The sequence below is a fragment of the Microcoleus sp. B6-A1 genome, from assembly GCF_036705085.1.
Classification (GTDB): domain Bacteria; phylum Cyanobacteriota; class Cyanobacteriia; order Cyanobacteriales; family Microcoleaceae; genus Microcoleus.
This window is the reverse complement of the sequence record NZ_JAUBTU010000031.1, coordinates 53,787-74,578: the sequence shown is the minus strand read 5'-3', so window position 1 is coordinate 74,578 and position 20,792 is coordinate 53,787. Positions and strand designations below refer to the sequence as shown.

The window sequence follows — 20,792 nt, the reverse complement described above, 5'->3', positions numbered from 1 at the left end:
TCCCGCCCGTCCAAAAAGGACGGGCGGGACGCCCATCCCACTTTCAAGAGTGGAAGTTATTTAATTCTCATTCCTAAACACAGAGCTTGGTTTAAATTTGTTCTTCCCCTTGATTAAAACGCTGCATTCCTTGATTTTCCTCTACGCGCACAATAGCATCTTTGGGAATATTGAGGATGCCTGTAAATGAATTTTGGCTTACTTTGAAAGCTTCTTCCTTATTTTTGTACTCAGCAAGTTCGCGCTGTAAATTGTCAATTGTCTCTTGAAACCGAGCGGCTTGTCTGAGCATTTCTTGTTCTGAAAAGTCCAGCAATTGAATCAGATTAGCCACTTGATATTCAAGTAATTGGGTTTCGGCAAGATTGTTATTAGTAACAAAAATTTTAGAAGTTTCTGAATAGTCAAAAACACTTTTTTTTTCGGGCATGGATAATGCAGTTTTGACACTAAGTGCCAAATCTTTAAACATTTCAGCCGTGCTTTGGGGAATTTTAACTTTCAGGAACATCACTACCGCAAACACACTTCCTGACGGCAGAAGTCCCCCAAATCCCAATACCGACTTGACTTGGTAGGGGATAATTAAAGAATTTTGCTCAGGAATAAAGGGGCTGCCTTTTGCCTCTGATACGTGAAAAATATTTAATACAGCGGGCTCTAATTGCAGGAACCTTTCTCGCTCAATTCCGAGGAATGTAGGAATGTCTAAACCAAACTGCCGGATTATTTCCGAAATCGCCGGCATTTGAGCCACTAATTTGGTGCTAACTAATGGAATAGCTGTATTTTCTGCTGCTGTGTGCCGAGAATTCCACTGAGGTTCTGTGCCTGCGGCTGCTAGCAGAGTCCAACATTTCATGTCGGCGGCGGGGGAATTGCCCTTCATCAAGCGGCGCGCGGATTGTTGCAATGAGTCTTCTAATTCCCCGTAGGGATGAGTTTTGAACAAACGCACTAAGGCACAGGTATTTTCTCCAGTTTGCGAATCGCAAAAATGTCGGTAAATATAGTTAACAATCTTCTGGCTGCTGGCTTCCATACTAGCAGTATTTCTACCTAAATGGCGCAGGACTAAGCTGCATTTCGCCATGTCTTGCGGGGTAAATAAGGTAATATCGTACATTAAAAAATGCTCTCCAAGAGCTCAAACACTGTTTTTCATTTATCGTTAAGGCCGCTAAGCCATCCGGAATCCTACTGAGAGTTTTGAAGAAAGTGTTATATCAAATCCGGTAGCATCGGAATTATTCCTCTCTGTATTCTCTCCCTCTGCGTTCTCTGCGCCCTCTGCGGTTAAATCATTCCGATACAACCGGAAACGATATTAGTTAAAATATGTAGAAAATTTGCCCGCCAAATGCAGCGGTTGTATGCCAGGATACAGAAATTAAGATTAAAAAAAAATCTATCCCCTAGGGTAGGCCACAAGGACAGAAAAGCCGATGTATAATTTATGGAATAATTTTTTACGATGACTCGCCCATAGGAATTAAAGAAACAAGGTTTTTCAGCGGATATGCCTCGCGTTGTATTGGGCATTTTCGTAGATAAAAGTCGGTTTCTGGGTCAGCCATATTCACAGAAATCCTAGAAACTCAAGCTGCAATTTTTGTGGTGGCCGATCGCACGCCGATGTCGAAACTTGGTAAAATTTCGTCAGTCTTGGACGCAGAAACCGGGTTTGGCGACAGAGAAAAAACCCGGTTTCTTTGTTTTGGCTAACTAGATGGTGTGTTCAAAACTTTTAACCACGCCAAACAACTCTACTCAACAGGTTGAGACTTTGCTTCCAGGGCATCTTTAGCAGACAATCCCTGATCTTGAACGCCAAAATACCACAAACTAGCAGCTGCTTCGGCACGAGTGACTGATTTCTTCGGCTGAAACAGAGTAGTAAAACCAAAAACCCGGCGAATATTCGCCAAATCTCCATTGTTAAAATCAGCTAAAACTGCCCGCGACGCCTGGGAATCAATCTTAGAAGCATCTTGAAAACCCCACTTTTCTTTCACCCCGTCAATGTTAGCTGTCGGCAAAACTTGACGACTATCTAAAGGCACTTTCCAGAGAATCATTGTTTCGCGAGTTAAAGGTGCATCCGGGCGAAATTTCACATCTTTAGTTTCTCCAGAAAGCGAACTCGGAATTACACCGGCTTCTGCTAAACCTTGAATTGCTGAAAAATCGGGATCAGTTTTGGGTACGTCAGAAAAAGCTGGTTCGCTAGAGTCTACTGCTAATCTAATTTGTTTGGCTTGACGGCTAGCATAAATCTGATTGTTAGCTGCTACTAACCAGCGGGCGTATTCGCGGCGAGTGACAATTTTGTTGGGTTTGGCTAAACTGCTGGCAGTTTCTAAATTAGCGCTTTCTGTAGTTCGCACTTTCAGCACTTCCAACTGACTTAAATCTGCCACAAACTGTCGCAACTGTTGAGGAATTTGGGTGTCTAGTTGGCTAACGTTTGCTGATTTGGGTGAGGCGGATGGTGTTGGAGTAGTTCCCTCTGAATTAGAGGGAGTTGGTGAAGCGGTTGGAGATGCGCTAGACTCGGAATTGTTAGGTTGGGGACTGGCGGCAATTTCTGGGCTTTCTTTGCTGTAGTCGATCGCAAATTCTGTAGAACCTCCTACTTTCTGAGTAGGAGAAAGCGACACTGTTACCCGCAAATTATCTCGCGTTGCTACCAAAGAACCTTGTCCCTCGGCGGTGGGGCGGCTGACTATTTCCCAGTTGCGACGCCCAAACTCTGTAGAGTAAAAGTTCCCAACGGAATTAACAGGATCTGTGCTTTCCCAGCGCAGCCGCACATTTTTTGGCGACGGATCTGTTTCCCCACTAACTTCGATTAACTCAGCATTAGGATAGAGTGGAATCTCTGTCGGGAAATCGGGAGGAAGTTTGGCGGTAGAGTTTGTCTCAATAGCTGTCGCTGGTGGCGGGGAAGAGAAAACTACTGGATTTTGTTTTAATTTCGGATCGGCGGCTAATGATTCTTCGAGTGCCTTGCTGTTGGGGCTGTTTGCACAACCTGTGACAGCAGCCAGTAGACACACAGCCAGCCAAGTATTTACAGCAGCGAGTATATTGGTTTTATTGGTTTTAGTGATTTTAGATCGGCCTTGAGAGTTGCCTCGCCGTTGAGTAAATATAATATTCAGCATAAATCCCCCCTTTGCGGATATATTTCTAGGCTAGCGCAGATCGATCGGGCATATATAATTTTTACCCAAATGAAATTTCTGTATTTACTTCTAGTTACTGCTACATTACTTTCATACCCTGTCAAGTTTGCCCGTCCCGCTGCATCTCAACCATCCCCGCTGCGGACAGCCATTCAGACGCCAGAGTGGCAGCCATTTTGCTCGGCGATGGGTCAGTTTGCGATCGATATGCCCGCAAATCCCAAAATTAATTCTGAAACTTTTTCAAATCAAATTATTGCTCATACATACCGATCAAACTTAAAAAACAAAGAAACTTATTTGCTTCAATACTTTGACCTTGATTTTCGGCTGAGGAACAATAATATCAATAATATCAGAATTACTTTAAATAATGCCGTTGATTTTTTCGTCGTGGCAGCGAATGCTAAAGTCTTGCAAGTGCGGGATATTTCCCTCGGAGGCTATCCCGGAAAAGAATTTGAGTTTCAGCCGCTTTCTCCCACGGAACCTATAGGTGTAGGTCAAGTTTTTTTGGTGGAAACGCGCGTTTACGGGCTGGTTGCCACTACCCCAGAACCAGAAAATGCTCAAAAATTTCTCGACTCTTTTCGTTTGTTTTGAAGCAGGAAGTTTTACAATGAGTTGTGTAGGGAATTTAACAGATTTAACGCATAAATGTTGAGGGAATAAGCTACAGGTTGCAGGGAAGAGAGAAAAATTAGTTGGGAGTGGCGAGCAAATTTATTAATAAAACTTACGCTTTTCAACTTGGTGTCTAGGAAAATATTTGCCTGGGGAACAAAAAAGGCGGGTTCAAACTGGTTTCTGAGTAATAATGTGGTCAGAACTAAATTACGCTAAATTTGACTTAAGACCTTATTTTATTTTTTGTACTCTATCTAACGACATAGATAAATTTTACACCCGTGGAGCGATGTAGATACTTGCTGAAGTTTATATATTTAATATAAGGATTTTTAAAGCGCAGAAAGCACAAACCAGAAAGCACAAACCAGAAAGCACAAACTAAATATGCTGTCTTGCTCCATCTGGCTCCCATCTGGCTCAACCAAGTCAGCCTCATTGAAAGCTTACCCGGAGGGTATTAACCTATTATGAACAAACTAACACCAATTCTCCTCAGCGGCATCCTATTATTTGGAGGTGCTGCTTGCAGCGACGGGGCTAAAACTAGCGCTGATGCTCCTAATTCTGCCACAGGAAATACCAGCAGCCCACCCGCAGCCGGTACAGTTCAAGAAACTCAGGGTGACGCCACTAGCCAGATTCGCCAAAACCAAGCAAATTCTGATATCAGGGCCAGAGAACAGCGCAACAATGTGACGGGTGGCGATGCCATCAGAGCTGATAGCGACCTGCAAAGTGAAGTGCGGTCTAAGTTAGAAGTAAACATCACTAAAGGTCAGCTAACTGTTGAGGCAAAAGATGGGCTTGTCACCGTAGGTGGCACAGTTCCCAATCAAACTGATTTAGCTAAAATTGAGCCGCTAGCTAAAGAGATTAAGGGTGTCAAAGATGTGAATGTTACGGCTGTTGTCGCCCCCGCTGCACCTGCATCGCCTAGCAGCAATCAATAAATTAGCAGGAAGAATTCCGAGGGAAAGAAGGAAGAAGGATGTAGTTATCTAGGAGAGAAGTCTGAGGGAAGACGGTAAAGTTGGGCATTGTAAGATTGCTTTCGGAGGGGCTCGCAACGCTTAGGTAACTCTCTAGGGAGCGCGGGGTTTTAAGTGAAAGAGTTTAAATTGAATTTTAAATTGACGCACTCAAAACTCGCGCAATACCTGCAACTTTCCCTTCCCAATTTCCGATTTCTCATCCCGGAGAATTAGTGGGAAACCAACCTGAAGATAGAGCGGGAAGTTATTCCCACCGACCGATGAAAATTGCTGGGAAAAAATGACTAAATGTGATTGATGGCAGAGCATAAATTCTGTGGTTGTGTAAAAGTAGTATATTTTTCAGGAGAAAAAAAATGGCTTTAGGTCAACACAAGCGAGCTGTAGGAGCATTTTCTAATTACCGAGATACGGAACTAGCCCTGATGGAGCTGCAAAGTACCGGGTTTCCGATGAATAAAGTTTCGGTAGTTGGCGAAAATCTCGATCGCAGCGAAATTGCGGGCGCTAGCACTGGTACTGGTAAGGGTACCGACGACAAAGTGGGCGGCGGTGCAAAAGCAGGCGCGACAGCGGGAGTCGTGACGGGTGGTTTGATTGGGTTACTCGGAAGCATTGGAGCGCTAGCGATTCCGGGAGTTGGCCCGGTGATGGCGGGGGGTGCGATCGCAACTCTGCTGGCAGATACTGTAATCGGAGGCGCGATTGGGGCGGCAGCCGGCGGTTTGGTAGGCGGTTTGGTCGGTTTGGGAGTTCCCGAAGATAAAGCTAAAGCTTATAACGATCGCGTCTCGCGCGGAGAATATTTGGTATTCGTAGAAGGAACAGATGCCGAACTTGCCACAGCCGAAGGAATTATGACCGTGCGGGGCATTCAGGATTGGGGCATTTACGATGTGCCTGCAGACACTGGCCGCAGAGCTTCGGGTCGCCAGAAGCGCGCCGTGGGAGTATTTTCAACCCGCCGCGAGACGGAACACGCACTGGGAGAACTGAGAACTGCCGGTTTCGACATGAATCGGGTTTCGGTGATCGCTAAGGATGCTGAGTCTAAAGGCGACATCGCAGGCATTGACGTGCACGACAGCGCGGACAACAAATCCGATGAAGGGGCCACAAAGGGCGCACTCACAGGTGGTACTTTGGGCGGTTTGACAGGTTTGTTGGTAGGTCTGGGCCTAGTGGCAATTCCGGGAATCGGGCCGATTATGCTGGCAGGAGCCTCAGCTACGGCGATCGCCACTACACTAGCCGGTACGGCTTTGGGTGCGGCAGCAGGCGGCTTGATCGGAGCTTTAGTCGGTATGGGAATTCCCGAAGAGGAAGCTAAAGCATACAACGATCGCGTGGCGAGAGGAGATTACTTGGTACTGGTTGACGGCAGCGAAGCAGAAGTCGCTAAAGCTGAAACCATTTTGAGCCGCGGAGGTATTCAACATTGGAACACCTACGACTATAATCCCAGCGTCGATAGTGCTCGCGCTGATTACGGCGCACCTGGCACTCCGGGCGTTGATACTACCGCTGGTGTTTACGATCCAACTTATGGCACTACCGGCCGCCCTCTGATTTAATAATTGAGAGTTTGTTTGGGTATTGTTTCTAGTTTCTGCACAGTAGTTGCACTCGCGCGATCGGATTGTGGAAAGCGAGCCAACCAACAGGGGCGAGCTAGCGGTTTTACGCTTCGTCGGTAAAATTATCTCAAAAGTCGGCTTTTTCTCTGAAAGCCGGCTTTTGTTTTGTTCTGGAAACTTAAAAAAGCCACCTGTCAAAAGTTTAATTTTGATTAGGGGCCCAGTCCGTGATCTGGGCTTTGGGCAGGAGGATCGATCGGCTCCCTTAATTTTTATACCCTAAATTGGCAGTGTTTTTTTACTCTGTAACACTCACTACAGCTCGATTGCCCACCCCGCAGTATTATCAAATTTGATGACATAAATTACAGCAGATATTGCCCAGTTAGTCAAAGAGCGACTATCTTTAATTATGGGGTGGGTAATTTCACCAACTTATACAGGTGAAGTAGCCCGTCCCGCGCGCCCAGAAATGCCTGCGGTGGTCGGCAAATATTAGAATAGTAATAATTGTCGGAGCCTTCGGGCAAGACTTAGGCCGGTCATTAGTTGGCTGTAGCAGCCGAATTGCCGTTGGCAAGACCTGCTACAGGAATACAGTTTTTCTGGGAATGCCTCAGCGAAACATTTGAGAAGCCCAGGAACAGCTTTTATGTCCGGGAGCGCGTCTGGTGTCCGGTGTTCTGTTAATTAGAACCGCAAGCGCTCATGGATCGAGTAAAGATTGACAGCAAGCACAGCAGCGCGGGAGCACAATGGCTCGCGGCGTCTTTTTTCGCGAAATCTCAGGCTCAGGGCAGCGTATTGTTTGCTTGGCCTGCGACTCGCTCAGCACTCCGAGGGAAACAGCCTTCCTGTTGGATTTCACTGGCGCGCAGCCCAGTGGGGGGAGGTGAAATTAGCTGAGCTGACCGAGCTCTGCTTTCATGGGCGATCGAAGATAGAAGGCACTTATGTAGAAGGCATTTGGGGTTGAAGCTCCGATATCTTGTTTCTTGATTGCACGAATAAATTCGATCGCCAGTACCAGCAATTTTTCCGGTCAGAATGCGGCGCGGATGCCGCCAGCAATACCCCAAATATTGGATCGATCTTGTCAAGGTCGATCGACAACTTCTCGGTATTTTGGTAAATAGTTAGCAGGTAATACTTAGTGATTAGCAGTTAGTATAAATACAACTAACCATTAACAACTAACATCAACCGCCAACTAATTACTAGAAAAATAAGGCTTACAGGGCTTACACGGGGCGAGAAACTCGGTTTCTTCATGACTTCCGCGCTGAAAACACCCAGATTCTTTACGAGAAACCGGGTTTTTCGTAAGTTATAACTAGGTGAGCAGGGTGATGCTAGGAATCAAGCAGTTTTGACAATTGTTAATGTGGCAGTATTGTTGTAACAAGTTACTGCCAAACACGATAGTACAAATTTTCAGACAACATAGAACATCGAGAAATTAAGGAAACTCACTCAATTTTTTTATGAATTTCACTGAACTTTTAAGTGCCGATGAACTTTTAATTAGACATAGAAACGGGGAACGAGATTTTCGAGGTACTAACCTCATTGCAGCTCATTTGAGTGAAGCTAATCTCAGTCGAACAAATTTGAGCAACGCTAATTTGAAAGGTGCCAACTTAATTAGAAGCAAACTAATTGGAGCTAATTTAAACGGCGCCGACTTGAGCGGGGCTAATTTGTCTAAGGCGAAATTAATTGAAGCTAACCTCGGAAGTTCTAGTTTAACTGGAACTGTGGCGATCGCCGCAGATTTTAGCGGGGCAAATCTCAGCGGAGCAATATTGTCTCAGGCTGACTTGAGCAAAGCTGTGATGACGGGAGCGAGTTTAGTAGGAGCTTGTTTGCTAAGCGGCTCAAAACTAACTGAGGCTAATTTGAGCGGGGCGACGCTGAGCCGAGCAATTATGAGCGGGGTTGATTTAAGCAGAGCAAATCTGACTAGAGCGATTCTCAGCGAGGTAGATTTGAACGGGGCGAACCTGAGCGGAGCAACTTTAACTCGGGCTTATCTCAATCGCGGAAATCTCAGCGGCGTCAATTTGGTTGGGGCTTCTTTGAGCGAAGCAAGTCTGCGGGAGGCTTCTATTTGCGCTGCTAATTTGAGCGGTGCTGACTTGAGCGGTGCTGACTTGCAATCAGCCAATCTAAATGGCTCTAATTTGAGCGGTGCCGACTTGCAGGGAGCTAATTTGAGTAAAGCAAATTTGAATGGTTTGATTCTGCACAATGCTGATTTGAGGGCTGCGAATTTGAACAAAGCTTCTTTGCGGGGAGCTAATTTGAGCGGTGCGAATTTGTCAGGTGCTAGCTTGCTGGAAGCGGATTTGCGGGGGGCGAATTTGAGTCACGCCAATTTGTCGGGCGCGGGTTTGCTGCTGAGTTCTCTGACAGGGGCGAATTTGACAGGAACTAATTTGTCCGAGGCTAATTTGATTGGGGCGAGCTTGAATGTTGATAATTTGAATGAAGCCGCTTTGGGCGGGGCGATTTTGCCGAATGGAGCTACTCACAGCCGGGATTGATCAGTTGATTAACCATAATTAAGTAGGTCAATCTCAACAAAACCGAACACCGAGAAACCCGATTTTTGTATGGGCGGTGCCCAGAGTGCCGGCCCTTCCGGGTTTCTCGCCTCTCCATCGCCCGGAGCTGATTAAGGCGGTTGAGCTTTAACCCCATTCTACGGAAAGCCGATTTTGGCAGGAAATGCACGAAACATCGATCGCCCCGATCGAACTCCAATCGAACTCAACCTGCACTCGGTCAGGGCCAAAGCGCCCCAAAAAACCCGGTATCCTCGCGCTCATCGCTATTTGGGAAATATTTTGGGAATTTACTTGAAAATTTATGGACACCGTGCTAACATTAAAAGGTTTGAGACTTAAAAATCAATAGAGGTAAAACCCCGCAGAATGAAACAATTGGGAACCCATCTGGTCGCTGATGCTTGGCAGTCTCCTGGAGACCTGCTCAACGATCCTGAACGTATCCGCCGCGCTATTCTCGATGCGATCGAAGCCGGAGGAGCTACTCTCATCGATTTGTGCGTACACCAGTTTAGTCCTCACGGAGTGACAGCTACTGCTACTTTGGCAGAGTCCCATATAGCAATCCATACTTGGCCTGAACACGGTTATTTTGCAGCAGACTTATTTTTCTGCGGAGCCGGCGACCCTCACCGAGCCATGAAGGTGCTACAGACAGCTTTGGAAGCTAAACAGGTAAAACTCACTGAGTTCACGCGCGGTTTCGAGCCCGGGGTGGGCATCCTAGAATCTGCTTGTGAAGAGCAGTATGCGCCTCGTACAGTAGAAACGAGTGCCGCCAGAGGATGATAGCCAATTAGCGTAACTTTCAACATTTTATGCTAGGTTTTGTTTAAAATCCCACGGCTGGAGTCGTGGGATTCTTGTTGGAATTTACTTTTTCATTAATAAAGGGCGGACAACTAAATAACCTGCACCGAAAGCTGCAATCACAATCAGAAAAATCGCGATCGCCAACCACAATCCGCTTAAATCTGAGGTTTTTTTGAGTTGTGATCGCACACGGTAAGGAGTTTCCGGCACCTCTGTAAATAATTTGTCTGGAAGTGGCTGCGGCATCGGGGAGGCTGTTGGCTCCGGTTCCGGTAGTGGGAAGGGGAAAGCCACTGTCTGAGGTGGTTGAGGTATGGCAGAGTTAGTCTGCGAGGTTGCAGGTGTTGGGGGCGGAGGTTGAACGCTGAAATTGAATTTGACTGACGGCATTTGAGGCATCCCTGTCTGGGTGACGCTCTGAGCCGAGTTGACTACTTGCTGTAACTGTTGGGATACTTGAACTACTGTTTCTACTTCTCGCCGCAGTTGTTGATTTTGTTGGACTAATTGCTGATTGTGGGTTTTGAGGGAGTCCACCATCGCTTGGGCTGCTTGCAGCTCTGCCGTGACTTCTCGATAGAGGGAAATTGGTACCGATGGAGAGTAACTATTTGAGTTTTCAGGGGAAGTATTGTCAGATAAGGTAGTATTTTGCATAATTGTAGATGGCGAGGGTGAACTTGTTTTAGTTTAGCCTGAGAGTATTTGCAATTAGATCGATCGCAACACAATTCGTCAAGATATTTGTTACAGATATTGAAGGTAAATTTAATTTAATGTTACAAGTTATTAGTCGATCGCTATGAACAACTACGCACCGGAACAAACTATGTCGCAAAAGTCAAGCACCGAAGAAATGAAATACGGCGAGCGCCAGATTTTGGAAGGGGAGTTAATTACTTTCCCGAATCCGCGAGTCGGGCGGCGCTACTCGATTAACATTACGTTGCCGGAGTTTACTTGCAAATGTCCGTTTTCTGGCTATCCCGATTTTGCGACAATTCACGTTACTTACGTGCCCGACGAGCGGGTGGTAGAGTTAAAAGCGCTGAAACTGTACGTTAACAGTTATCGCGATCGCTACATTTCTCACGAAGAATCGATCAATCAAATTTTAGACGATTTTGTGGCCGCTTGCGCGCCGCTGGAAGCGACGATTAAGGGCGATTTTTCGCCACGCGGGAACGTCCACACCGTGATTGAGGTGTCGCATCAGAAGTAGGTGCAGTCCCTGTGAGTGTCCGCCCGCTTAAACTGTTTTAGCGGGCAGGTATCTCATCGGAGAGAGATTCTAATGACATAAATTGTTTGACATTTAATATTTCAATCAACACCAGTTCTCCGCTGCTAGAATAGTGCAGAATCATGTTTCCTTCCTCTTCGGCATAGGCGATCGGGGCATCGGAAATTTCGATCAGCATCGCATCTACATCAGGGCTATATCTAATCTTTTTCATATCTTGACCTCTTACCAGGATAAGCAGTAATTACTAAAATTTTATCATCATATTCTTGGTAAACTACTCTTAGGACAAGTCCATTCAATCTCTGTTGACAAATAAACTTTCCTTCACCACTTGCTTCTAACTTACTAGGGGTTCTGATAGTTTCAGAAATCAAATCTGTTGATATTGTAAGCCCGCGACTTTCTAGAACCTCTATTTTAAGTAATGCGTGTTAACTGAACTCAATCCTTTTCATCACATTTATTTCCTGTTTAATTATCCGTTTTTTACCTGGTTTAAGGTGCGCCTAGCGCACCCTACGGTTAGCTTTGACTAGCTAGAGAAGTCGGCGCTATTTCGCTCTTTTTTTCCTCTTGTTTCGATTCTGCCAACTTGTCCAAAATCTCCACAACTTCTCTTTCAAAAGTCACCTGAGCGCGATTTGTGCGGCCGCCGACGTATAGTTTGCCGTCCTTTTCCAAAGCCCAAATCTGCGAGTGAGACAGATAGCTCATCAGCACACTAAGCATCAGCAACCCGAAGCCAGTATAAACGATCGGAATGCCCGGATCAGCTTTAATTTGTAATCCCGTACTGCCTACAACTTCGTCAATTGTCAGCATGACTCCGTTAACTTCCACCGCCGTTCCTGCGCGAACTGTAGTTAACAATTTGCCATCCGTACCGTACACTAACATCGTTCCTTGCAAGTCTTTTGCTAGCAAAGAAACTCCCGCACTCAAATCGGGTTTTGTTGGAATCCAAGCACCCCAAATTCGACCTTTACCTTGGGTGTCTAACTGAGCCATTGGCAATTGTAAAACCGGGCTTTTGTTGAGGCGAACTCGCACGGCGGCTATTGCCCAATCTGCTTGATAAAAAGTGACTCCCCGGTATCTGAGGGGCTCGTTAACGTGAATGGTTTTACGATCGACCTCTTGGCCTGTTTTGTCCAAAACTGACAGATCAGAGTAAAATTGGTCGATCGCACCGCTCGGACTATAATCAATCCAGAACCGATTAACTCGCATCGACCAATCCTTCGGTATTTGCGGCCCCGCCCAAGGCCCTGCATCCAGGATATTCTGCACCTGAAATGTTTCGCCACTGGGAACCATTTCTTGACCGAGAAATCCCGTCATTGCGCCCCATATCGACCCAGTTAAAATAATTAGCATACTGGCGTGAACAATAATCGGGCCGATTTTGCCAATTATTCCCTTGCGGGCATAAACTTTTTCGCCTTCTCGAAATATGCGGTAGTTTTTTTGCTGCAAAAGTGGTTCTAACGAACTTAAAGCAACTGTTTCTAATTCCGCACTGAGAGCTAATTTTTCAAACTGCTTTGGTTCTTCATAAAATTTCCAGCGGCGGGCGGCTTTTAGTGCGGGAAATTGTCGGGTAAATGTACAAGCTGTTAAGCTGCTGCCGAACAAAATTAGGATTGACAAAAACCACCAAGTACGGTATACGTGATCCAGTCCTGCAATTAGCACAACTTTCCAAGTTAGGAAGCCGAACAAAGCAGGGTGTTCTGGATAGTTAGATTGGTAAAAGGGTACTGATTGGCCTTGTTCGATGACAGTGCCGGAAATGCTGAAAAATGCGATCGTCAGCAGCAAGATAATGGCCAGCCGCAAATCTGCGAGCACCGGCAAGATTTCTCGCTTGAAAAACTTTTGAGGGGCAGTCGCCCAGCTTGAGAGTTTTGATAGAAACACTTCTTTGGATGTCATTGGTAATTATGAAGGAAGTTCGGCAACGGATTTTGTAACGGATGTAACGGATGTCAGCAAGTTCGGCAACGGATTTTGTAACGGATGTAACGGATGGAAGAAGGGAGAAGGAAGAGAAAGGAGGGAAAAAAAAGATGAACAAAATATTATTATGTTTATTGAAAAAGTCTCAATCAATTTTGAATTCTTTCTCTTTTCTTTCTTTCTTCCTTCGTGTTCTAGCGCTTACGCGCGGCTTCGCCTAACGCGTCTTCGCGGTTCGTTAAAAAAAACTTAATTCACGCATTCCATAGTGATTGCTATATCTCTCAATAAGGACTGAAGTCCTGAGAACGAAAGTTACGCGGGAAGGATGCGGGAAAGCAGAGAGAAAACGCCAAATCCTACTAGCAAAACGCCGCTAACAGGCGTAATCCAACTCGACCACCGACGTAATTCTAACAACTTTTTAATGCTAGCAGTGAAAGTACCTGCTATAATCAGCGGAGCGACGTAGCCAGCAGCGTAAAACAGCAGCAACACACCACCTAAAACTGTATCTCCCGTTTTGGAAACCCAAGCTAAGAGTGTAGCTAAAACCGGAGTGCTGCAGGGAGAGGCTACTAAACCAAAAGTTAAGCCCAATAAGTACGATCGCACACCCGCCGGCAAATCTTTCGGCACCCACCCCACAGCATCGAAAGACGGCATTTGTAAGGGTAAAGCTTCGAGTAAATTCAGCCCCATTAGAATAGCAATAATGCTGACAAGAATTGGCAAACCCAGACCAATTTTGCCGTAAACTTGTCCGGCAAATGATGCTACAATGCCTAAACCCGCAAGGGTAGTGGCCAATCCCAGGGAAAACCACGCAGACTGGGCGGCGGCTTGTAGGCGACTTTTTGCTTCGTATCCACCGATGTAGCCGATCGTGATCGGCAACATTGAAAGCATACAGGGCGTTAAGCTCGTTAGCAACCCTGCCAGAAAGATGACTCCGACGCTGACTAAACTGAGGTTTGTCAGTTGAGTATTTACTAAGTTATTAGCAAATTGTGCGAGTTCGTAAAGTTGAGTTTGCAGGGTTTCCATCAGTCGATTTTAGATTTTAGATTTTAGATTTTAGATTTTAAATTTTAGATTGAGTCCACAGCCCATCGATTTTAGATTTTAGATTTTAGATGGACTCCACAGGCGATGTTAGATTTTAGATTTTAGAGAGACTCTACAGATGAATCTGGGAGTTTAAACTAAATATCTAATATTTTTGCTCTTGACGACTCCTGTCGGGGGCTTGTACCCCTAGGCAGGCGACTTCAGGTTCGGGGCTGTTCTGGCTTTGTTGAAAATTGTAACAGATGCGTGCAGGTTCGGTTTGAGATTTAAGATTTTAGCGATATTTACTGGTTGGGAGTTAAAAGGTCGATCGCACCCTGGTTTAAATTGATATCTTGACCGCAAGCATCCAGGATACAAGCCCCCGGATTCATCCGTGGAGAAATAAAAACCTGTATCCGATAAAAAAGTCGCCGAATTTATCCGTGGGGTCAAGGCTTCAATCTAAAATCTAAAATCTAAAATCTAAAATCGATTGACAGCATCCTCAACAAGTTTTTGGCAACGGGCGCAGCTACACCAGATAATTCATTGACTGCGAAATCGGCCCGAAAGCCTGTTGTTGAAATTATTCAAGCAGACTTTAATTTTACTCTACTGTAAATTAAAGCCACTTTCTTCATTAATAGACCCGTCCGGCATTATTGCCCCTGCCAGCACCGCACCTCTGAGATTTGCTCCCATTAAAATAGCGCCTTCTAAATTAGCATTGCTCAAATTTGTGACTTGTTTGGAACCTCGGAAAAAGAAGCTGTGCAAGTCAGCACCTGTTAAATTAGTGTCTGCCAAATTAGCATATTGCAAGTCAGCACCGTGCAGCGTCGCATCCGTTAAATTAGCTTGGGTAAGATTGCTTCCCCAAAGTCGAGAATCTAAGACATTAGCATCCTGTAAATTGGCGCGACTCAGATTGGCCAAAGTCAGATTCGCATCCCACAACTTCGTGCCGTTGAAATTAGCTTCTGTCAAATTGGCTCGACTGAGATCCGTGCCTAGAATATCAGCATTTGCTAAATTAGCGCCACTGAGGTCTGCGCCAGAAAGGTCAGCATTTTTTAAGTTAGCACCGGACAAATTAGCGCCGCTCAAATTAGCGCCGCTCAAATTGGCTTCTTGGAGATTAGCGCCCCGCAAATCTACAGCGCTCAAATCGCATTGCTTCCACAAAAAACTGACGCACCAATTATCCTTTAATAGGTGACTCACATCCTCCGCATTCGCGGCCATAACAGGAGGAGTTAAGTAGAGAGTGAACAGGACGATCGCCAACAATGCAGCGAAGAAAGTTTTCAACCTCATAACTTTTTTCATTGACACTAATTTGTGCCATAAATTATTGATGTCTAATCAAAGCATAGCAAATAATCGGCAACTTTCCTCAGCAATATTACTCAAAAATATTAGTAATTTGTGGAACAGGCCGGAAAGCCTGTTAAGCGAGAATGGTGCTCTGGGCGTGAGTAAAAACCGGGTTTAAGATGGCCGTGTTCGATGGACAAATCCCGATCGAATATCGCTACAAAGTAATACTTGCTGCGAGCAGTTGCGATCGCTCCCCCAGGGGCATACCTGCAAACAATCCCGGTAGGAACTGCTCAATATGGGAAGAAAGAAACCGCTCCTCTAGCCTAAAAAGCTTATAGGTAAAGGGTTGTAGGCGCATTTTTTCACAATTGCGATCGGCATCACTAACTAAGCCGAACTTTCATCACACAAGTCAAGCCCCAGCATCACCAAATCTCATCAAACTTATCACGTTCCTGAGACTACGGATATCACTGTCAGTAGCTGAAGTATCGAGGAAAATGACAGCATACAGTTGAACACCACTTCTCCCATGCCTACTATCCCCCTTCTCCCAAGCCAATTAGTTGTCACAACTATTTTCAATTCGATCGAATCTTTGGGATTCACTAATATTGCAGGCAAAGTATTTCCGGGGGAGCAAGCTGAATCCCGACAAGAGACAAATTTAAAAGTTAGTACCAAAAAGTTTTACACTCAGGGTTTAAAAAATCTCGAACAACAAGACTTGCACGGCGCTATTAAAAATTTTACTGCCACAATTAACATTAATCCGCAATTCGCGTCAGCTTACAACGATCGCGGTGTGGCCCGCTACAAATTAGGCTACAAGCAATCGGCGATCGAAGATTTAACTACAGCCATCGAACTCAATCCTTACCGAGCCAAGTATTACAGCAATCGGGGGTTTATGCTGACTCGTTTAAAAGATTATACTGCGGCGATCGCGGATTATAACTCGGCACTGCTGCTCAACCCTAATGTAGCTCACTATTACTTTGACCGAGGTGCTATCCGCCTGAAAATGGAGAATTCCCTGGCAGCACTAGCTGATTTTGAGTCAGCAATTCGCCTGGATAGCGATTTTGCTAAAGCTTACTTTAACCGAGGAGTGACTAGATATAAATTGAGAGAGGTTCATGGAGCATTTGAGGATTTTCAGAAGGCGGCAGGGCTTTTTAAGCTGCAGGGGAGAATGGATTCTTATCAAGATGCGGTTTCTAAAATTAGCCAGCTATGGTATTAGTTGAATTGGGAATTGGGAATTGGGAATTGAAAATTGGGAATTGGGAATTGGGAATTGATAATCAGGTAAGGTGCACCGAAGAGCACCCTACACCTATAATTATGGCGTCAGTCTGGTTAAAGTTAGCCAACTCTCAAGGCGGCGTCTCCGGGGGGCAAGTTATCGACAAGGAAAGCAGTAGAAAAGTTAATTGCAAAAGCAGCATTTTGAACTGCTGCGGGGGTGGCATTTTGAACGACAGCCAAAGTCACTCCTCCAAATTGAATGAGTGTGTTGCTGCCTGATTGGGTGAATGAGGTGTTGGATAAAGGGCTGGTTAAGCCAATACGATCGCCATCTCCCGGCCTAAAATCAAGAATTATATCGCTCGTCCCATCCAACTCCAGATTTTCACCCGTAACCAGAACAAACGTATCTGCCCCGCCACCACCAGTGAGAGTATCGCTGCCAGTATCGCCGATTAAAACATCGTTACCATCGCCGCCGATTAAAACATCGTTTCCTCTGCCGCCTCGCAAAAAGTCGTTACCAGCATCGGCATTGATAATATCGTCGCCGAGATTTCCGTTGATAATATCGTCGCCAACACCTCCGCTAATGGAGTCGTTACCTTTGCCGCCTCTAAGAAAGTCGTCACCCGCTTCGCCCGTGATAGTATCGTTGCCTTGGCTGCCATTAATTGCATCATCTGTGGGTGAACCGAGGATCGCATTGTTGCCGCTACCTCCCACTACACCGCTGGGATTTTGCTGAGAGTCTTGGGAAGTGACTTGATAGTTATTGGTAGTGTCTGACAGTCTGAGCGCTCGCAAAGATAGATTTACGAAATTGGTACTATTGATTAAAGCGTTAAGCGCATTAACATCGCTAACTATGCTAGAAACCCGACTGGGAACGATTCCTTGAACGACTTTTGCCGTCGAAATGCGATCGCCCTGCTGCACCGCATTCACCGTTTCAAAACCTTGAATAACGTTGCCAAAAACAGCATAATTACCATCCAAAAATGGCAAATCATCCAAAGCAAAATAAAACTGCGAAGAAGCCGAATTCAAAGCATTAGAACGAGCCATTGCCACAGCCCCGCGAGTGTGCGGCAACTGCGGCGTCTGGGTTACAACTTGGTTGTAAACAGGTTGCGCGGCCCCTTGTGGCTTAATTTCCAAAGGAATAAAACGCCCCTGATTGGTATCCGGGTCAATAAAATTACCCGTTCCCAATTGACTGGCTGGAATTGTAGTATCTCTGCTGCGCGGATCGCCTCCTTGCACCACAAAAGGATCTGGCTGGCGCACAACTCGGTGAAACATCACCCCGTCGTAAATGCCACGTTCAACCAAATCGACAAAATTTCCCCCAGTAATCGGGGCATTAGTGCCGTCTACTTCGATCGTAACGGGTTGACCGTTAATTATTTGGACTACTATAGCTTTGCCTGTTAACGGGAGTGCAGCGCTCATGGGTAAATTGCTATTTGAGTGAGTGATCTTTGGGTTTTAGAAGCAATCCGCGAATTGCCCTTACCCATTTAATCAGAAAACTGTTAACTTGTGTTAAGTACAGTTCTACTTCTAAATTTATGATGCCCCGTCGCAAGTTTTTTACCACTTTATTGGCAATTTGTCTAGCTTTTCTAAGTTTCAATTTTGCCGCACCTGCATTTGCCCTCGGCGGCAAGCTTCCGCAGGTGAATGAAGCCGCACCGGATTTTAGTTTGCCGACAAATAGCGGCGACGGACAAGTGTCGCTGTCGGATTTTCGCGGTAAGTGGCTGGTAGTCTATTTTTATCCGAAAGACTTTACCTCGGGATGTACGATCGAAGCGCGTCGATTTCAGCAAGACTTGCCGAAATACTTGGCAAAGAATACTCAAATTATCGGTATTAGCGCTGATGATGTCAACTCCCACGCGGAATTTTGCGATTCCGAAGGTTTAAAATTTCCGCTGTTAGCTGATACGGATGGTAAAGTGAGTAAAGCTTACGGTTCTTGGATGAGTTTTATCTCGGCGCGACACAGTTTTATTATTGACCCTGAAGGAATTTTGCGCGAAACTTTTGTGAAGATTAATCCGGCGATTCATTCTAAAGAAGTGTTTGCCCGGTTGCAGGAATTGCAGGCTAACGGGTAATACCATTTTAGATTTTAGATTTTAATAATTGGGAATGGCTGATGAAGCTTGTATTTGTAGTGAGGACTAAAATCCTCTGAAAATACAGAGGATTTTAGCCCTCACTACAAACGTTATCAGGTTGATTTGACCTCACATCTTGCACCATTCTCAATAATCATTTTTTGGGTGGGTTCTCCTGCCCAACCCCTACTCCCCACGAGAAAATCTACTCTTTGTGGAACGGGCTGGAGAGCCCGTTCTTGACAAGGGTGCAACATCTCAGTTTTACGGGAAATGATGGCTGGTAACGTGACAAGCAATATCAGAGTAAATCTAAAATCTAAAATGGGAGCATCTCATATTTGTAAAAACACTTCTTCTGGCTCCTTCCTTCTTCCTTCTTCCTTCTTCCTCTTTTCTCTTGGCTCCTGACTCCTGACTCCTAACTCGAATTTCTAGCGGAGGGCGGCTTTCATTGAGATGCTCTCTCTAAAATCGCCTGTGCTGCCATACTCAGTGAGAATTAAACTTGCTATTGACTGCAAGAGGCTCGACAGAAGATTCAGGCTCTGAAAATTTTCTATTTCTGCTAGCCATGCGACGTTCCGGGTCAATTCCCTCGAAGGTTGGCGGCAACCAAACTCGGACTACCAACAACATTCCCAAAACCAGCAAAAATGCGCCTGTTGATAATATTTGAACCCAGGGAGTTTCCAGCACTCCCCGCACGATAACTTCTCGCAAAACAGATACTATACAAACTTCCACAGCCACACCTATCGAAACTCTTTTTTCTTGCAAGTAAATAATTAGCAACCGAAATAATTCCACTAAAACTAATAGAAACAAAATATCTGCCGTGACTTCCTGAAAATTCAAAGGAGGTAGCAGCGAGAAGAACATTTCTCGCAGTTCTAGCACCATGAAACAAAACAAGCCAATACATAGGGAAATTACAATTAAGTCTTGGATTGTTTCCAGAGCGGTGACGATTAATTGCAGATTCAACCATTGAGGGGGGTGACTGGACGAGTTGTTTAAACGCTTTTCCATTGACAGCTCCTGCAACTTGTTTGACTTTCTTACAGCTTAATTGAACTTAGGTTAATCTTTGAGAATTTACAGGTTTAATCTCTTTATCAGTCTCATAAAATTTCGATTGGTTGACAATTTCACACACACTTTTATTTGCCACCCAGGTGGCTTGACATTTAGTGAGAGTTTATGCTATGTGAAGCCTGTAATAAGTAGCTTTGATATCTAAAAAATACAAGTCTGAATGCTGAAATGCCCCAACTGCTATAAAATATGAAAATTGTAAAGAATTATTTACCACAGCTTGATAAACTCAAGCTAGCGACTCTCGGCTTTAATCATACAAAAGCCGGAAAGTTAGCCCAAAAACCAAAAGTAATCCAGAGAGGATTGAACACAATGGCATTTGAACTTGCACCATTACCCTTCGCCGCTGACGCCCTAGAGTCAGGTCATATGTCGGCCAACACGTTTTCGTTCCACCACGACAAGCACCACGCTGCTTACGTGACCAATCTGAATAAACTGATTGAAGGAACTGAAATGGCGAGCAAATCCCTTGAAGAAATTGTCAAGGAATCTGCTAAAGACCCATCCAAAGCCGGCATTTTCAACAATGCAGGTCAAGTTTGGAACCACAATTTTTTCTGGAATTCCCTCGCACCGGGCGGCGGTGGCACTCCGACAGGAGCTTTAGCTGAGAAAATCAACGCCGACTTCGGCAGCTTCGACAAATTCAAAGAAGAATTCAAGACTGCTGCGACAACTCAGTTCGGTAGTGGCTGGGCTTGGCTGGTTTTGGACAACGGCACTTTGAAAGTTACCAAAACTGCTAACGCTGACACCCCCGTAGCACACGGCCAAACTCCGTTGCTGACTTTGGATGTGTGGGAACACGCTTATTATTTGGATTTCCAAAACCGCCGTCCCGACTACATTACTAATTTCTTGGATAATTTGGCTAACTGGGAGTTTGCAGCAGCAAATTTGGCTGCGGCTTAGTAGCATCTAAGTTTGAGGACTAAAGTCCTCACTACCAACCGATAA

20 protein-coding genes are annotated in these 20,792 nt (G+C 45.3%); 10 read left to right on the top strand and 10 right to left on the bottom strand.

Translation table 11 applies throughout. The features are described 5' to 3' along the window. Positions 1-91 precede the first annotated feature (91 nt). Both QUB11_RS13935 and QUB11_RS13930 read right to left on the bottom strand, forming a co-directional pair. Entirely contained in the window at positions 92-1,126 is a 1,035-nt protein-coding gene (locus QUB11_RS13935; protein WP_333203638.1) for a histidine kinase, read from the bottom strand. 640 nt (positions 1,127-1,766) lie between these two features. Then, on the bottom strand, positions 1,767-3,167 hold the full coding sequence (locus tag QUB11_RS13930) for an S-layer homology domain-containing protein (protein ID WP_333203636.1): 1,401 nt from the start codon (positions 3,165-3,167) through the stop codon (positions 1,767-1,769). Between the two features lie 69 nt (positions 3,168-3,236). Here QUB11_RS13930 and QUB11_RS13925 point away from each other — a divergent pair, with 69 nt between their 5' ends. The 6 genes from QUB11_RS13925 to speD all read left to right on the top strand — a co-directional run bounded on the left by QUB11_RS13925 (position 3,237) and on the right by speD (position 9,746). Next, the gene (locus QUB11_RS13925; RefSeq protein ID WP_333203634.1) at positions 3,237-3,791 is read left to right on the top strand and encodes a hypothetical protein; all 555 of its coding nucleotides are present in this window, start codon (positions 3,237-3,239) and stop codon (positions 3,789-3,791) included. Positions 3,792-4,285: 494 nt separating this feature from the next. Then, a complete protein-coding gene (locus QUB11_RS13920) occupies positions 4,286-4,768 on the top strand; it encodes a BON domain-containing protein (protein ID WP_333203632.1) in 483 nt (160 codons plus the stop codon). 398 nt (positions 4,769-5,166) lie between these two features. Continuing rightward, positions 5,167-6,384 (top strand): histidine kinase, encoded by a 1,218-nt coding sequence (locus tag QUB11_RS13915; RefSeq protein ID WP_333203630.1) that lies wholly within the window; start codon positions 5,167-5,169, stop codon positions 6,382-6,384. Between the two features lie 998 nt (positions 6,385-7,382). Beyond that, positions 7,383-7,523 carry a hypothetical protein gene (locus QUB11_RS13910; RefSeq protein ID WP_333203628.1) on the top strand — a complete coding sequence of 47 codons (141 nt, stop codon included), beginning with the start codon at positions 7,383-7,385 and terminating at the stop codon, positions 7,521-7,523. 348 nt (positions 7,524-7,871) lie between these two features. Further along, entirely contained in the window at positions 7,872-8,933 is a 1,062-nt protein-coding gene (locus tag QUB11_RS13905) for a pentapeptide repeat-containing protein (protein ID WP_333203626.1), read from the top strand. A gap of 390 nt (positions 8,934-9,323) precedes the next feature. Continuing rightward, positions 9,324-9,746 carry an adenosylmethionine decarboxylase gene (gene speD, locus QUB11_RS13900; RefSeq protein WP_333203622.1) on the top strand — a complete coding sequence of 141 codons (423 nt, stop codon included), beginning with the start codon at positions 9,324-9,326 and terminating at the stop codon, positions 9,744-9,746. Positions 9,747-9,830: 84 nt separating this feature from the next. Here speD and QUB11_RS13895 read toward each other — a convergent pair whose 3' ends face one another. Beyond that, positions 9,831-10,427 carry a hypothetical protein gene (locus tag QUB11_RS13895; RefSeq protein WP_333203620.1) on the bottom strand — a complete coding sequence of 199 codons (597 nt, stop codon included), beginning with the start codon at positions 10,425-10,427 and terminating at the stop codon, positions 9,831-9,833. Between the two features lie 145 nt (positions 10,428-10,572). On the opposite strand from QUB11_RS13895, the gene queF reads away from it, so the two are divergent. Further along, positions 10,573-10,992 carry a preQ(1) synthase gene (gene queF, locus QUB11_RS13890; RefSeq protein WP_006633986.1) on the top strand — a complete coding sequence of 140 codons (420 nt, stop codon included), beginning with the start codon at positions 10,573-10,575 and terminating at the stop codon, positions 10,990-10,992. Positions 10,993-11,029: 37 nt separating this feature from the next. On the opposite strand, the gene QUB11_RS13885 is transcribed toward queF, so the two are convergent. The 5 genes from QUB11_RS13885 to QUB11_RS13870 form a co-directional block, all read right to left on the bottom strand. Continuing rightward, positions 11,030-11,227 carry a DUF2283 domain-containing protein gene (locus tag QUB11_RS13885; RefSeq protein ID WP_333203618.1) on the bottom strand — a complete coding sequence of 66 codons (198 nt, stop codon included), beginning with the start codon at positions 11,225-11,227 and terminating at the stop codon, positions 11,030-11,032. Continuing rightward, positions 11,214-11,432, bottom strand: a complete 219-nt coding sequence (locus QUB11_RS31285) for a DUF4258 domain-containing protein (protein WP_445300786.1) — start codon at positions 11,430-11,432, stop codon at positions 11,214-11,216. The genes QUB11_RS13885 and QUB11_RS31285 overlap by 14 nt, the downstream gene beginning before the upstream one ends. Before the next feature lie 106 nt (positions 11,433-11,538). Continuing rightward, on the bottom strand, positions 11,539-12,951 hold the full coding sequence (locus tag QUB11_RS13880) for a cytochrome c biogenesis protein (protein ID WP_333390884.1): 1,413 nt from the start codon (positions 12,949-12,951) through the stop codon (positions 11,539-11,541). Between the two features lie 339 nt (positions 12,952-13,290). Beyond that, complete coding sequence (locus QUB11_RS13875; protein WP_333233091.1) at positions 13,291-14,022, bottom strand: cytochrome c biogenesis protein CcdA; 732 nt, start codon at positions 14,020-14,022, stop codon at positions 13,291-13,293. Positions 14,023-14,640: 618 nt separating this feature from the next. Then, the gene (locus QUB11_RS13870; RefSeq protein ID WP_333203614.1) at positions 14,641-15,357 is read right to left on the bottom strand and encodes a pentapeptide repeat-containing protein; all 717 of its coding nucleotides are present in this window, start codon (positions 15,355-15,357) and stop codon (positions 14,641-14,643) included. Positions 15,358-15,883: 526 nt separating this feature from the next. Between QUB11_RS13870 and QUB11_RS13865 the strand changes: the two genes are divergently transcribed. Beyond that, positions 15,884-16,597 (top strand): tetratricopeptide repeat protein, encoded by a 714-nt coding sequence (locus QUB11_RS13865; RefSeq protein WP_333203612.1) that lies wholly within the window; start codon positions 15,884-15,886, stop codon positions 16,595-16,597. 122 nt (positions 16,598-16,719) lie between these two features. Here the strand turns inward: QUB11_RS13865 and QUB11_RS13860 are convergent, their stop codons facing one another. Continuing rightward, complete coding sequence (locus QUB11_RS13860; RefSeq protein ID WP_333390882.1) at positions 16,720-18,057, bottom strand: peptidylprolyl isomerase; 1,338 nt, start codon at positions 18,055-18,057, stop codon at positions 16,720-16,722. Between the two features lie 119 nt (positions 18,058-18,176). Here QUB11_RS13860 and QUB11_RS13855 point away from each other — a divergent pair, with 119 nt between their 5' ends. After that, positions 18,177-18,728, top strand: coding sequence for a peroxiredoxin (locus QUB11_RS13855; RefSeq protein WP_333390879.1), 552 nt, complete (start codon positions 18,177-18,179; stop codon positions 18,726-18,728). Positions 18,729-19,223: 495 nt separating this feature from the next. Here QUB11_RS13855 and QUB11_RS13850 read toward each other — a convergent pair whose 3' ends face one another. Next, positions 19,224-19,763: a phosphate-starvation-inducible PsiE family protein gene (locus QUB11_RS13850; protein WP_333390876.1), complete on the bottom strand. Its 540-nt coding sequence runs from the start codon at positions 19,761-19,763 to the stop codon at positions 19,224-19,226. 381 nt (positions 19,764-20,144) lie between these two features. On the opposite strand from QUB11_RS13850, the gene QUB11_RS13845 reads away from it, so the two are divergent. Next, positions 20,145-20,747, top strand: a complete 603-nt coding sequence (locus tag QUB11_RS13845; RefSeq protein ID WP_333286234.1) for a superoxide dismutase — start codon at positions 20,145-20,147, stop codon at positions 20,745-20,747. Positions 20,748-20,792: the final 45 nt, after the last annotated feature.

Coding starts and splice junctions, on each gene's coding strand:
- QUB11_RS13865 (WP_333203612.1), top strand. CDS start 15,884: ATGCCTACTATCCCCCTTCTCCCAAGCCAATTAGTTGTCACAACTATT.
- QUB11_RS13925 (WP_333203634.1), top strand. CDS start 3,237: ATGAAATTTCTGTATTTACTTCTAGTTACTGCTACATTACTTTCATAC.
- QUB11_RS13875 (WP_333233091.1), bottom strand. CDS start 14,022: ATGGAAACCCTGCAAACTCAACTTTACGAACTCGCACAATTTGCTAAT.
- queF (WP_006633986.1), top strand. CDS start 10,573: ATGAACAACTACGCACCGGAACAAACTATGTCGCAAAAGTCAAGCACC.
- speD (WP_333203622.1), top strand. CDS start 9,324: ATGAAACAATTGGGAACCCATCTGGTCGCTGATGCTTGGCAGTCTCCT.
- QUB11_RS13905 (WP_333203626.1), top strand. CDS start 7,872: ATGAATTTCACTGAACTTTTAAGTGCCGATGAACTTTTAATTAGACAT.
- QUB11_RS13870 (WP_333203614.1), bottom strand. CDS start 15,357: ATGAAAAAAGTTATGAGGTTGAAAACTTTCTTCGCTGCATTGTTGGCG.
- QUB11_RS13915 (WP_333203630.1), top strand. CDS start 5,167: ATGGCTTTAGGTCAACACAAGCGAGCTGTAGGAGCATTTTCTAATTAC.
- QUB11_RS13920 (WP_333203632.1), top strand. CDS start 4,286: ATGAACAAACTAACACCAATTCTCCTCAGCGGCATCCTATTATTTGGA.
- QUB11_RS13930 (WP_333203636.1), bottom strand. CDS start 3,167: ATGCTGAATATTATATTTACTCAACGGCGAGGCAACTCTCAAGGCCGA.
- QUB11_RS13880 (WP_333390884.1), bottom strand. CDS start 12,951: ATGACATCCAAAGAAGTGTTTCTATCAAAACTCTCAAGCTGGGCGACT.
- QUB11_RS13850 (WP_333390876.1), bottom strand. CDS start 19,763: ATGGAAAAGCGTTTAAACAACTCGTCCAGTCACCCCCCTCAATGGTTG.
- QUB11_RS13885 (WP_333203618.1), bottom strand. CDS start 11,227: ATGAAAAAGATTAGATATAGCCCTGATGTAGATGCGATGCTGATCGAA.
- QUB11_RS13860 (WP_333390882.1), bottom strand. CDS start 18,057: ATGAGCGCTGCACTCCCGTTAACAGGCAAAGCTATAGTAGTCCAAATA.
- QUB11_RS13845 (WP_333286234.1), top strand. CDS start 20,145: ATGGCATTTGAACTTGCACCATTACCCTTCGCCGCTGACGCCCTAGAG.
- QUB11_RS13895 (WP_333203620.1), bottom strand. CDS start 10,427: ATGCAAAATACTACCTTATCTGACAATACTTCCCCTGAAAACTCAAAT.
- QUB11_RS13855 (WP_333390879.1), top strand. CDS start 18,177: ATGATGCCCCGTCGCAAGTTTTTTACCACTTTATTGGCAATTTGTCTA.
- QUB11_RS13935 (WP_333203638.1), bottom strand. CDS start 1,126: ATGTACGATATTACCTTATTTACCCCGCAAGACATGGCGAAATGCAGC.